This is a genomic window from Lacrimispora sp. YZC11, assembly GCF_057543815.1.
The window spans coordinates 290,606-303,658 of record NZ_BAAJYQ010000005.1 but is presented as its reverse complement, the minus strand read 5'-3'; the positions used below and the strand labels follow the sequence as shown (position 1 = coordinate 303,658).

The 13,053-nt window shown below is 46.1% G+C and carries 10 protein-coding genes; all 10 read left to right on the top strand.

What is annotated here, in order from left to right; translation table 11 throughout:
- Positions 1–21: 21 nt before the first annotated feature.
- Positions 22–1,194: a patatin-like phospholipase family protein gene (locus AC27IJ_RS04500; RefSeq protein WP_312441854.1), complete on the top strand. Its 1,173-nt coding sequence runs from the start codon at positions 22–24 to the stop codon at positions 1,192–1,194.
- A 159-nt stretch (positions 1,195–1,353) separates the two neighbouring features.
- The gene (gene argF, locus AC27IJ_RS04495) at positions 1,354–2,289 is read left to right on the top strand and encodes an ornithine carbamoyltransferase (RefSeq protein ID WP_312441855.1); all 936 of its coding nucleotides are present in this window, start codon (positions 1,354–1,356) and stop codon (positions 2,287–2,289) included.
- 3 nt (positions 2,290–2,292) lie between these two features.
- A complete protein-coding gene (locus tag AC27IJ_RS04490) occupies positions 2,293–2,601 on the top strand; it encodes a DUF6637 family protein (protein ID WP_312502126.1) in 309 nt (102 codons plus the stop codon).
- 5 nt (positions 2,602–2,606) lie between these two features.
- Positions 2,607–3,584, top strand: a complete 978-nt coding sequence (locus AC27IJ_RS04485) for a biotin--[acetyl-CoA-carboxylase] ligase (protein ID WP_312441857.1) — start codon at positions 2,607–2,609, stop codon at positions 3,582–3,584.
- Positions 3,584–4,681 carry an A/G-specific adenine glycosylase gene (gene mutY / locus AC27IJ_RS04480; RefSeq protein WP_487147669.1) on the top strand — a complete coding sequence of 366 codons (1,098 nt, stop codon included), beginning with the start codon at positions 3,584–3,586 and terminating at the stop codon, positions 4,679–4,681. The genes AC27IJ_RS04485 and mutY overlap by 1 nt, the downstream gene beginning before the upstream one ends.
- 4 nt (positions 4,682–4,685) lie before the next feature.
- Positions 4,686–5,639: a diacylglycerol/lipid kinase family protein gene (locus tag AC27IJ_RS04475; protein WP_312441859.1), complete on the top strand. Its 954-nt coding sequence runs from the start codon at positions 4,686–4,688 to the stop codon at positions 5,637–5,639.
- A 104-nt stretch (positions 5,640–5,743) separates the two neighbouring features.
- Positions 5,744–6,886, top strand: coding sequence for an RNA polymerase sigma factor RpoD (gene rpoD / locus AC27IJ_RS04470; RefSeq protein WP_312441860.1), 1,143 nt, complete (start codon positions 5,744–5,746; stop codon positions 6,884–6,886).
- A gap of 124 nt (positions 6,887–7,010) precedes the next feature.
- The gene (locus AC27IJ_RS04465) at positions 7,011–7,646 is read left to right on the top strand and encodes an epoxyqueuosine reductase QueH (RefSeq protein WP_312441861.1); all 636 of its coding nucleotides are present in this window, start codon (positions 7,011–7,013) and stop codon (positions 7,644–7,646) included.
- A gap of 120 nt (positions 7,647–7,766) precedes the next feature.
- A complete protein-coding gene (locus tag AC27IJ_RS04460; RefSeq protein WP_025233660.1) occupies positions 7,767–8,033 on the top strand; it encodes an HPr family phosphocarrier protein in 267 nt (88 codons plus the stop codon).
- A 449-nt stretch (positions 8,034–8,482) separates the two neighbouring features.
- Positions 8,483–13,042, top strand: a complete 4,560-nt coding sequence (gene gltB, locus AC27IJ_RS04455) for a glutamate synthase large subunit (protein ID WP_312502128.1) — start codon at positions 8,483–8,485, stop codon at positions 13,040–13,042.
- Positions 13,043–13,053: the final 11 nt, after the last annotated feature.

The window sequence follows — 13,053 nt, the reverse complement described above, 5'->3', positions numbered from 1 at the left end:
GATAGTCTAAAAGGAGGGCTTATGGAACTGAAACTGGATTTAAGCAGAGAGTATGGACTGGTGCTTGAAGGCGGAGGGGCCAAGGGAGCTTACCAGATCGGCGCCTGGAAGGCTCTGAGGGAAGAAGGAGTAAAGATAAGGGGAGTCGCAGGTGTTTCCGTTGGCTCCTTAAACGGCGCTCTCATTTGCATGGATGATCTGGAACGGGCCGAAGAGATATGGAAGAACATAGAATACTCTCATGTCATGTCGGTAAACGATGAGACCATAAAGGCATTAAAGGAAAAGGATTTCAAGTCCTTAAATCTACAGGAGCTGATAAGCAGCGGATTGCAGATCGTAAAGGACGGGGGATTTGATATTACTCCTCTGAAAAATCTCATTGAAGAAGTGGTGGGAGATGAGGAGAAGCTCAGAAACTCTGACAGGGAACTTTTTACCGTAACTTATTCGGTTTCAGACAGGAAGGAAGTGGCCGCGGATATCCTAAACGGCGATGCAGGATCCATCAAAGATATGCTGCTGGCCAGCGCCTACTTCCTGGCTTTTAAAAATGAAAAGCTGGGCGGGAAACGGTATATGGATGGCGGAGGAGTCAACAATGTTCCCATTAATGTTCTTCTTGATCATGGGTATGAGGACATCATTGTGATCCGCATCTATGGCCTGGGGTTTGATAAGGAACGGGTGACTGAGATTCCGGATGGGATCCGAGTGTACCACATTGCTCCAAGACAAGACCTTGGGGGAATCCTGGAGTTTGATAAAAAACAGACGAGAAAAAATATGACTCTGGGATATTTTGATGCAAAAAGGTTCTTATATGGCCTTTGCGGGCGTATTTATTATATTGATGCACCAAATACGGAACCCTACTATTTTGATAAGATGATGTCAGAAGTGGAACTTTTTAAAATATATATGCAGGATACGCTTAATGAAGAGGGGATGGCAGCTCTGACGGGTTACCGTGCATTTACGGAAAAATTATTCCCCAAGCTGGCTGAGGAATTAAAGCTGAAGGAGGACTGGGATTACAAGGATATGTACTTAGGCCTGCTGGAAGACTTAGCAAAACGTTTGAAGGTCAAACGCTTTCGGATTTATACGGTGGATCAGATGATGGAGGAGATCAGAAAGAAGCTCCGGTCCCTTGACAAGGTGAAACCGCTGCAGCAGGGGGATAAAGTCTGAAAGAAAAACATCTTTCAATCCTTTTTTTGTGAATTGACCGGATACCAGGTACAAACCCTTAATGCATTAATATACAAAAATAAAAAAAGTATTGCATAACTATGCGAGATACACTATAATAATGTATAAAAATACAAGTAGAAAAGCGGAGGATGCAATATGAACTTAAAAGGAAGAAATTTTATCACATTAAAGGATTATTCACCGGAAGAGATTGGATATCTGCTGGATTTAGCCGCAGATTTAAAAGCCAAGAAAAAACAGGGGATCACGGGTAATTCCCTGAAGGGAAAAAACATTGCTCTAATTTTTGAAAAACCGTCAACCCGCACCAGATGTTCCTTTGTGGTAGCTGCAGTCGATGAAGGCGCACATCCGGAATATTTAGGGAAAGATGATATTCAGCTGGGACATAAGGAAAGCGTGGAAGATACGGCAAGAGTTTTGGGAAGGGTGTTTGACGGGATCGAATTCCGCGGATTTAAGCATAAGACCGTGGAAGACCTGGCAAAATATGCAGGCGTTCCGGTGTGGAACGGGCTGACCGATGATTATCATCCAACACAGATTCTGGCAGACCTTCTCACTATGAAAGAACATTTCGGATATCTGAAAGGTCTTCGTTTTGTATATGCAGGGGATGGGCGCAACAATATGGCCAACAGCCTGATGATCGGAATGAGCAAGATGGGCGTTCATTTTACCATCCTGGCTCCCGAGAGTCTGTGGCCAAAGGAGGATCTGGTGGAATTATGCCAGGGTTATGCGAAGGAAAACGGAAGTACCATCACTCTCACAGAGGATACAGATGCGGTTAAAGATGCTGATACCATTTATACGGATGTGTGGTGTTCCATGGGAGAAGAGGACAAGGCCGCCCAGCGTATTGCTCTTTTAAAGCCTTATCAGGTGAATCAGGAACTGATGGAGAAGACAGGTAAAGACACTACCATATTCATGCACTGCCTGCCGGCTGTCAAAGGAAATGAAGTGACAGAGGAGGTTTTTGAATCGGCTGTGTCTGTGGTATTTGACGAAGCAGAAAATAGAATGCATACCATTAAGGCGGTAATGGTGGCGACGTTAGGAGAGTAGAACATGTATATACAGGAACGAGGAAGAAGCTTGAGAAACGCTTCCATGATTGTGGATGTCCTCCATATTATAGTGGGAATTCTGATTGTAACATTGGCTGTCATATCGTTTTTAAACCCGGAGGATCATATGTTTCTGTTCCCGGCAATATTTTTCCTGGCCGGCGCGCTTAACATGGTCAACGGGATCTATAAAATCAGACTTAGCGGCCGGGAGAAGAAGAAGAAAGCGGCAGGCATGGCTGTCCTTATGTTCGGAGTCCTTCTTATTGCCCTTACTGTAATCAGTGCGGTGAGCATCTGGTGGGGGTGATATCATTGAAAACAGAGATTCTTAAGCTGCTTAAGGAAAGTGACGGTTACTTATCAGGCCAGGAACTGTGCGGCCGCTTTGGGGTTTCCAGGACGGCCGTCTGGAAAGCCATCCGTCAGCTGGAAGAAGAAGGATATCAAATTGAGGCGGTTCGAAATAAAGGGTATCATTTCATCGGTTCTTGTGATATAATGACGAAAACGGAGATTAATAGCTGCATTAAGGGAAGATTTGGCCGGGAGGTGGAATACCACGAGGCCATTGACTCCACCAATATAAGAGCCAGACGTCTGGCAGAGGAAGGGGCTTCCACCGGGACTCTTGTTGTATCCGACTGCCAGAACGCAGGACGGGGCAGAAGAGGGCGCACCTGGGTGTCCCCTTCCGGGAAGAACATATTTATGAGCCTGATCTTAAGGCCGGACATTCTTCCTGCTTCGGCTTCCATGATAACGCTGGTAGCTGCCCTGGCGGTCTATGACGGAATAAAGGACGTAACTGGCCTTGCTGCGGGCATTAAGTGGCCGAATGATATTGTAGCAAACGGGAAAAAGCTGTGCGGCATTTTGACGGAAATGAGCGCCGAGCTGGAAGGAATCCATTATGTTGTGGTAGGGATCGGGATCAACGTCAATATGGAGGAATTTCCGGAAGAAGTTAGGCAGACGGCAACCTCCCTGCTTCTGGAAACAGGAGAAAAGGTGAGAAGGAGCCGGCTGGTTGCCGCTATTATGGAGGCTTTTGAACAATATTATGAGGAATTTATCAGCCAGGGTGATTTATCCGGGCTGATAAGTGTCTATAATAAGCATATGGTCAATGCAGGAAAGGAAGTAAGAGTTCTGGAGAAGTCTGGTGATTATATTGGAAAAGCCCTGGGTATCAACGAAAAGGGAGAGCTTCTTGTGGAAGTAAAGCCGGGAGAGGTAAGACATGTGATTTCCGGAGAGGTATCTGTCCGGGGAGTCTATGGATATGTGTAATGAAGAATCATTCGCTTTATGATAAATTACAGGTTTTGGAGCCCCAGGAAAAGGAACTGGATACAAGGGGGCGTTTAAAGGCCATGGAACGCCCGCTTTTGTCCTGGTACAGGGAGCATGCAAGGGCCCTTCCATGGAGGGACAAGCCGGAACCATACCGGGTATGGATATCGGAGATCATGCTCCAGCAGACCAGAGTGGAAGCGGTAAAACCCTATTTTGAGCGTTTTATGGAGGCCTTACCGGGGATCAATGATCTGGCGGCAGTGTCGGAAGACCGGTTATTGAAACTCTGGGAAGGGCTTGGCTATTACAGCAGGGCAAAAAATCTAAAGAAAACAGCAGAGCTTCTTGTAGAGCAGTATGGCGGAGAGCTTCCGGCTTCCTACGAGGAGCTTAAAAAGCTTCCGGGGATCGGGTCTTACACCGCAGGTGCTATTGCGTCCATAGCTTTTGACATTCCGGTCCCGGCGGTTGACGGCAATGTATTACGGGTGGTTTCCAGAGTAACAGGCAGCAGGGAAGACATTTTAAAGCAGTCAGTCAAAAGACGTATGGAAGAGGAATTAAAGGCAGTAATGCCGGAACGGGAAGCCAGCTCTTACAACCAGGGACTTATTGAAATCGGAGCGATTGTCTGTGTGCCAAACGGTTCCCCCCTGTGCGGACAGTGCCCCCTGGCCTCAATCTGCGTTGCCAGGGCTAATGGCCTTACCGGTGAAATTCCGGTAAAAACGCCTAAAAAGGCCCGCAGGACGGAAAATAAAACGGTAATGCTCCTGTGGCAGGATGGACGGGTTGCCATCCGCAAGCGTGATGACACAGGACTTTTGGCATCTCTATATGAGTTTCCCAATGTGGAGGGACACTTAGGAGAGGAAATCCTGCTTGACCAGTTGGGAGTGGATACGGCTAAGGTAACGCCTCTTCCTGCTGCAAAGCATGTGTTCAGCCATGTGGAATGGCATATGATAGGATATCGGATTGAACTTGGAGAACGGCCAAACGGAGATTTTTTATGGGTCACTGGGGAAGACTTAAAAAAAACTTATTCCTTGCCAGGTGCATTTAAGACGTATACAAAATTGATCAGGTGATATAATGAAAAAGATTCTTTTTATATTTAATCCGCGTTCCGGGAAAGCTCAGATCAGGAATAAGCTGATGGATATCCTGGATATTTTTACAAAGGCCGGTTATGAATTGTCGGTTCATGTGACACAGCGGAGCGGTGATGCAATGGAGGCAGCGGCAGCATATGGAGGCAGTGTTGATCTGGTGGTGTGCAGCGGGGGTGACGGGACCTTGAATGAGACTATAAGCGGTCTCATGAAATTGGATAGTTTTCCCAATTTGGGATACATCCCTGCCGGTTCCACCAATGATTTTGCTACCAGCTTAAAGATCTCAAAAAATATGGTAAAAGCGGCCGAAGCGGCGGTTTTTGGGGAACCCTTTCCCATTGATATCGGCTGTTTTTGCGGGGACAGGCATTTCGTGTATATTGCCGCGTTCGGTGCCTTTACTGAGGTGGCTTATTTAACTCCCCAGGATAAAAAGAATGTTCTGGGGCATCAGGCGTATATGCTGGAAGGCATGAAGAGCCTGGCTTCCATAAAGTCCTATGAGATGAGGATCGAATGTGAGGAACACACTGCGGGCATACCTTTATACTCAGAAAGCGTGGGCAGGAAAGAGGAAATGACTCTGGAAGGAGAGTTTATTTTCGGTATGATAACAAATACCATGAGCGTAGGAGGCTTTAAAGGGCTTGTGACACAGGATGTAGCCCTTGACGACGGCGAGTTTGAGGTGCTGTTGATACGAACGCCCAAAACTGCTTTGGATTTGACCAACATTATTAATTACATGTTTCTGAAGGAAGAACCAAATGAATACGTCCATAAATTTCGGACAAGGTCTTTGAGAATTCTCTCGGAAGAGCCTATTGACTGGGTGTTAGATGGGGAATTCGGCGGGACCAGGAGGGAAGTTAATATCACTAATTTAAAGAAGAGAGTCCAGATTATGAGAAAAACGCCGAAAAAGCAATAAAACTGCTATTTTGGAAGAAATATGTTGAAATATGGATTCCGTTAGTATATAATGAAAAGTTGTGTGGGCTTTATGTATACCTCTTAGCGAAAGGACGTTATTAAGTGGAAAAAGATAATTTTTTAGATAAGCTGGGAAAACTTGTCGAACTTGCGAAAACGAAGCATAATGCGTTGGACGTAACGGAGATTAATAACTTCTTTATGGGGGAAGAACTGACAACAGAGCAGATGGATCAGATTTATACGTACCTGGAGAATCGCGGCGTAGACGTGATCCCGGTCATTGACGACTCCGTTTTAACTGATGATGTGCTCATGTCAGACGACCTGCTATTAGATGATGATCTTGAAGACGGTTTTGTAAAGGATATAGATGAGGAAGATATTGATCTAGACGCCATTGACTTACTGGAGGGCATCGGAACGGAAGATCCTGTCCGCATGTACTTAAAGGAAATTGGAACAGTACCACTTTTGAACGCAGAGGAAGAACTGCGCCTTGCTAAGCGAAAAGCTGATGGCGATGATGATGCCAAAGAGCGTTTGATCGAGGCAAATCTGCGCCTTGTAGTCAGCATTGCAAAGCGTTATACAGGCCGTGGAATGAGTTTCCTTGATCTGGTTCAGGAAGGGAATTTAGGCCTTATTAAAGGCGTGGAAAAATTTGATTATACCAAAGGTTATAAATTAAGTACATATGCTACCTGGTGGATACGCCAGTCTGTAACCAGAGCCCTTGCAGACCAGGCCAGAACAATCCGTGTGCCTGTGCATATGGTAGAAACGATTAATAAAATGTCCAAGATGCAGAGAAAGCTGACTCTTGAGCTTGGATATGAGCCGTCTGTGGCGGAACTGGCAGAAGCCCTTGACATGACAGAGGACAAGGTTATGGAGATCATGCAGATCGCCAGAGAGCCAGCATCTCTTGAAACCCCCATAGGTGAGGAGGATGATTCCAACCTGGGAGATTTCGTGGCTGATAATAATGTTGTGACTCCGGAAGGTAACGTAGAATCCGTTATGCTGAGAGAGCACATTGATGCTCTTCTTGGAGATTTAAAGGAGAGGGAGCGTCAGGTAATTGTACTCAGATTTGGATTAGAGGATGGCCATCCCCGTACTTTGGAAGAAGTTGGGAAGGAATTTAATGTTACTAGGGAGCGCATCAGGCAGATAGAAGCAAAAGCCCTTAGAAAACTTAGAAATCCTGTCCGCAGTAAACGGATCAGAGATTTCCTTTAAGAAACAGGAGGCGTCAGGCTACTGCAGACGCCTTTTTGTGATGTGAACGCACAGTCTGCCTTCATGAGCAAGTAGTGAAGCGGATTGCGAATGTCTACTTTTCGACAGCAGGGAAGGAGCTACCATGAACCAGAGGAATTATCAGAAGGAATTGGATCAGGTCATCGCAGGCTTGGAGGAACAGGGAAAAGTCCCCAGACTGCTTTTACACAGTTGCTGTGCGCCGTGCAGCAGTTATGTGCTGGAATATTTATCCCGCTATTTTGAAATAACCGTGTATTTCTATAATCCCAATATATATCCGCCTGAGGAATACGTTAGGCGGGTAAAAGAGCAGAAAAGGCTCATTGCCTCCATGAATTTTGCTCATCCTGTGACTTTTGAAGCAGGTGCCTATGAGCCGGAAGAATTTCACCGGATAGTAAGAGGCCTTGAAATGGAGCCGGAAGGCGGCACCAGATGCTTTAAATGCTATGAACTGCGCCTTCAGGAGGCGGCAAAGGTTGCACAGGCCGGACGCTTTGACTATTTCACCACCACTCTGTCCATAAGTCCTTTAAAGAATGCGGAAAAGCTAAATGAGATCGGTGAAAAGCTGGCAAAGGAGTACCGTGTCGCTTATCTGCCCTCTGATTTCAAGAAAAAAAACGGATATAAGCGATCTGTGGAGCTTTCTGGAGAATACGGTCTATACAGGCAGGACTACTGTGGCTGTATCTATTCCCAGAAAGAAAGGCAGAAACTTTCTGAAATTTCTTAGACAGGAAATTCCTTTGTAAAATATGCAAAAGACATACTGGTTTGTCTTGACACAAATTGGATATTGTAATAGAATTAACTGCAAGGAGTATAAAAAATTGAGGATAAAGGAGAAAATCTTATGTTATCAAAAACACTGACCGTAGTAAATCCATCTGGACTTCATTTAAGACCAGCAGGGGTACTGTCTCAGACAGCTATGAAATTTAAATCTGATGTAATCATCGAATATGGAGAGAAGAGAATTGTTGCTAAGAGCGTATTAAACGTTATGGCAGCCGGCATTAAGTGCGGAACAGAGATCAAATTGATCTGTGAAGGCGAAGATGAGGCAGCAGCAATGAAAACCATGACAGAAGCGATTGAAAGCGGTCTTGGAGAAATGTAATTCAGTTTTTATTTTATGAAAAAAATTGTACGAGCCCTGGGAAGAGATTCCCGGGGCTTTTTCAATGGAAAAAGGGTGGAATATGAGGGATTATAAGCTTGAAAACTTTGAAAATGAAATAAAGACTTAACAATTGAAAGTACAAACTTAAATAAATTAGAAGTTTATACCAGTGTCCTTAAAAATGCGGAGAGTTGTACCGCGTGGAAAGAAAAAATATTGAAATAAGGAATAATTATCAGATTATATCTTTACATACACTTAAATGTCTAATTATCTGAAAATTTAAAAATAAAACACGTTTACAAGTAGAAAAAAATGTAGTATTATCAACTAAAAATTTACTGTTACATTTTAACACCCAAAAGCAGAGGAAGCAGTCAGGAACGCCCTTCGTGCATACTATTATGCCCGGAAAGCATGGGCAGGAATAAGGAAAGGAAGAGATTATGGATACATGTTTACAATCCCCTAATAAAAAGGCGTTGCCGGGCCTGTATGATCCCCGCTTTGAGCATGATAACTGCGGCATTGGAGCGGTTGCCAACATAAAGGGCGTGAAGTCTCACAGGACGGTGGAACAGGCTCTTCATATCGTAGAAAATCTGGAACACCGTGCAGGTAAGGATGCGGAAGGAAAGACCGGAGACGGAGTGGGAATCATGCTGCAAATCTCCCATAAGTTTTTTAAAAAGGTAACAAAGCCTCTGGGCATAGAGCTTGGAGAGGAAAGGGAATACGGAGTGGGAATGTTTTTCTTCCCCCAGGATGAGCTTGCCAGAAACCAGGCTAAAAAGATGTTTGAGATCATTGTAAAGAAAGAGGGAATTGAATTTTCCGGCTGGAGGGATGTACCCATTCATCCGGAGCTGATCGGTGCCAAGGCTGTGGACTGTATGCCTTGCATTGCCCAGGGTTTTGTAAAGAAACCGGCTGATACGGCCAAGGGGTTGGAATTTGACCGGAAGCTTTATGTATCAAGGAGGATTTTCGAGCAGAGCAACGACAATACCTATGTGGTTTCCTTAAGCAGCAGAACCATTGTTTATAAGGGAATGTTTCTGGTGAAGGAACTGAGAAGGTTTTTTACGGATCTTCAGGATAAAGATTATGAATCCGCCATTGCAGTGGTTCATTCCAGGTTCAGCACCAACACGAACCCCAGTTGGATGAGAGCCCATCCCAACCGCCTTATTGTACATAACGGCGAGATCAATACCATTCGCGGGAATGTGGATAAGATGATGGCAAGAGAAGAGAATATGGAATCCGAGTATTTCCGGTATGACATGCATAAGGTCCTTCCAATTATTAACCAGGAAGGTTCCGACTCTGCCATGCTTGACAATGCCCTGGAATTTATGATGATGAGCGGAATGGATCTTCCCCTGTCTGTTATGGTGACTATTCCTGCGCCATGGGAACATGACAAATCCATGCCTCAGGAAATTAAGGACTTTTACCGTTACTATGCGACCATGATGGAACCCTGGGATGGCCCGGCGTCTATTGTATTCAGTGACGGTGACCTGGTTGGAGCCGTTTTAGACCGCAATGGCCTTCGCCCTTCAAGATACTACATTACCGATGATGATCAGATGATCCTGGCTTCAGAAGTGGGCGCCATTGATATTGAACAGAGCCATGTGGTGAGAAAAGAGCGTCTTCGTCCGGGCAAGATGCTTCTCATTGATACGGTTAAGGGCTGTCTGGTCAGCGATGAGGAGCTGAAAGAATATTATGCGGCCCGCCAGCCTTATGGAGAATGGCTGGATTCCAATCTGATTGAACTGAGAGAGCTGTCCATACCCAATAAGGGAGTTCCTGCCATGAGCAGAGAGGAAAGGGCAAAGCTGCAGAAGACTTATGGTTATACCTATGAGGAATACAAGACCATGATCCTTCCCATGGCTTTAAACGGTTTGGAGGCAGTTTCCGCCATGGGCGCAGACAGTCCTCTGGCAGTGTTAAGCAAAAAGCATCAGCCTCTATTCAATTATTTTAAACAGCTCTTTGCCCAGGTCACCAATCCGCCCATTGACTCCATCCGTGAAGAAATTGTTACTTCTACCACGGTTTATGTGGGTGAGGAAGGGAACATTCTGGAGGAGACAGCGGAAAACTGTAAGATACTGAAGGTCAATAATCCAATCCTTACCTGTACGGACTTATTAAAGATTAAGAACATGAAGAAGCCTGGCTTTAAAGTAGAAGTGATTCCAATCACCTATTATAAAAATACTTCCCTGGAAAAAGCCATTGACAGGCTGTTCCTGGAGGCAGACCGGGCGCACCGGGATGGAGCGAATATCATCATCCTGTCTGACCGGGATATTGACGAAAACCATTTGCCAATCCCTTCTCTGCTTGCCGTATCTGCTCTTCAGCAGCATTTGGTCAAGACAAAGAAGAGGACCTCCGTGGCGCTTATCCTGGAAAGCGGAGAGCCAAGAGAGGTACACCACTTTGCCACCTTACTGGGATATGGAGCCTGTGCCATCAATCCTTACCTTGCCCAGGAATCCATACGTTCCCTCATTGAAAACGGCATGCTGGACAAGGATTATTACGCAGCGATAGAGGATTATAACTCTGCAGTTCTTCACGGCATCGTAAAGATCGCTTCGAAAATGGGAATTTCCACCATACAGTCCTATCAGGGAGCCCAGATCTTTGAGGCGATCGGCATTTCAAAGAATGTGGTTGATAAATATTTTACGGATACGGTGAGCAGAGTGGGCGGCATCACTTTGGATGACATTTCCAATGATGTGGATGTCCTTCATTCGGCCGCTTTTGATCCCCTTGGCCTTGACGTGGATTTAACCCTGGACAGCGTGGGTAGCCATAAAGAGAGGGCAGGGCAGGAGGAACATTTATACAATCCTCTTACCATTCATCTCCTTCAGGAAGCTGCCAGAACCGGAAGCTACGAGGTTTTCAAAGAATATACCCGAGCCTTGACGGAAGAGGGGCAGACAGTTAATTTACGAAGCCTTTTGGAATTTGATTATTCCAAATCAAAGGAAATTCCGGTGGAAGAGGTGGAAAGCGAAGAATCCATTGTTAAACGGTTTAAAACGGGAGCCATGTCCTACGGCTCCATATCCCAGGAAGCCCATGAAACCCTGGCGATTGCCATGAACCGGATCCGGGGCAAATCCAACAGCGGTGAGGGCGGCGAAAGCCTGGAGCGCCTTACCGGAGGGACTGACGGCGTAAACCGCTGCTCCGCCATCAAGCAGGTGGCTTCCGGGCGCTTTGGAGTGACCTCCAGGTATCTGGTCAGTGCCAGAGAGATCCAGATTAAAATGGCACAGGGTGCGAAGCCGGGAGAAGGAGGCCAGCTTCCGGGGCAAAAGGTATATCCATGGGTTGCCAAAACCAGGCATTCGACCACTGGCGTAGGTCTTATTTCTCCGCCGCCTCACCATGATATTTATTCCATTGAGGATCTGGCCCAGCTGATTTATGACTTGAAAAATTCCAATACCGATGCCAGGATTTCTGTTAAACTGGTTTCCGAAGCAGGTGTTGGCACGGTTGCAGCAGGTGTCGCTAAAGCCGGCGCCCAGGTAATCCTCGTTTCCTCCTTTGACGGCGGGACCGGAGCGGCTCCGAGAAATTCCATTTATAATGCAGGGCTTCCCTGGGAGCTAGGCGTGGCAGAGGCCCATCAGACTCTGATCATGAACGGGCTGAGGGATAAGGTGATCCTGGAGACAGACGGGAAGCTGATGACGGGACGGGATGTTGCCATTGCCTGCGCCTTGGGAGCGGAAGAGTTCGGTTTTGCCACGGCTCCCCTTGTGACCATGGGCTGTGTCATGATGAGGGTCTGCAATCTGGATACCTGTCCTGTAGGTATTGCCACCCAGAATCCGGAGCTGCGGAAGCGTTTTAAAGGAAAACCGGAATATGTAATCAACTTCATGTATTTTATTGCAAAAGAGCTTCGGGAATATATGGCAAAGCTTGGTATCCGCAGTGTCGATGAACTGGTGGGTAGGACAGATCTGTTAAAGAAAAAGGATAATATCCCTTCTGAAAGGGCCGGAAAGGTTGATTTTTCCGCCATTCTTGGAAATTCCTATACAGGTCAGAAGCTTGTGGGCTATGGGCAGAAGCAAGTGTATGATTTTGAACTGGAGAAAACCATAGATGAAAAGATTCTCCTTAAAAAATTAAGGGAAGCCCTTCGGGGAGGCCAGAAAAAGAGCCTCCATATCGATGTCTCCAATACGGACCGGGCATTAGGTACCATATTTGGTTCGGAAATCACCAGACTTTACCCGGAAGGGCTGCTTGAGGATACCTTTGCTATCAATTGTACAGGCAGCGGCGGCCAGAGTTTTGGAGCCTTTATTCCCAAGGGGCTTACCCTGGAGCTGGTGGGCGACAGCAACGATTATTTCGGAAAGGGGCTTTCCGGCGGCAAGCTGGTGGTTTATCCTCCTCAGGGCGTGAAGTTTAAGGCCGAAGATAACATTGTGATTGGAAATGTGGCCTTATACGGCGCTACCAGCGGAAAGGCATTTATCTGCGGGATCGCAGGTGAACGCTTCTGTGTCAGGAACTCTGGTGCAACCGCTGTTGTAGAAGGAGTGGGAGACCATGGCTGTGAATATATGACAGGCGGGCGCGTGGTGGTACTTGGGCCTACTGGTAAGAACTTTGCGGCAGGAATGAGCGGCGGTATCGCTTATGTGCTGGATGAAAAGAGAGATTTATATAAGAGGCTGAATAAGGAAATGGTTTCCTCTGAAGTGGTTACCAATAAATACGATGTCCTTGAATTAAAAGATATGATCAAGGAGCATGTGGCTTATACCAATTCCGCAAAAGGAAAAGAAATTCTTGATAACTTCGGAGAGTATCTTCCTAAGTTTAAGAAGATTATGCCTCATGATTACAGACGCATGCTGAACACCATTGTCCAGATGGAGGAAAAAGGGTTAAGCAGCGAACAGGCACAGATTGAAGCATTTTATGCCAACACAAAGAAGTAAGGAGGAGCAGA

Excerpts from the sequence above, each read along its gene's own strand:
- mutY (WP_487147669.1), top strand. The coding sequence starts at position 3,584 with ATGAAGAATCATTCGCTTTATGATAAATTACAGGTTTTGGAGCCCCAG.
- argF (WP_312441855.1), top strand. The coding sequence starts at position 1,354 with ATGAACTTAAAAGGAAGAAATTTTATCACATTAAAGGATTATTCACCG.
- AC27IJ_RS04460 (WP_025233660.1), top strand. The coding sequence starts at position 7,767 with ATGTTATCAAAAACACTGACCGTAGTAAATCCATCTGGACTTCATTTA.
- AC27IJ_RS04475 (WP_312441859.1), top strand. The coding sequence starts at position 4,686 with ATGAAAAAGATTCTTTTTATATTTAATCCGCGTTCCGGGAAAGCTCAG.
- AC27IJ_RS04490 (WP_312502126.1), top strand. The coding sequence starts at position 2,293 with ATGTATATACAGGAACGAGGAAGAAGCTTGAGAAACGCTTCCATGATT.
- AC27IJ_RS04465 (WP_312441861.1), top strand. The coding sequence starts at position 7,011 with ATGAACCAGAGGAATTATCAGAAGGAATTGGATCAGGTCATCGCAGGC.
- gltB (WP_312502128.1), top strand. The coding sequence starts at position 8,483 with ATGGATACATGTTTACAATCCCCTAATAAAAAGGCGTTGCCGGGCCTG.
- AC27IJ_RS04500 (WP_312441854.1), top strand. The coding sequence starts at position 22 with ATGGAACTGAAACTGGATTTAAGCAGAGAGTATGGACTGGTGCTTGAA.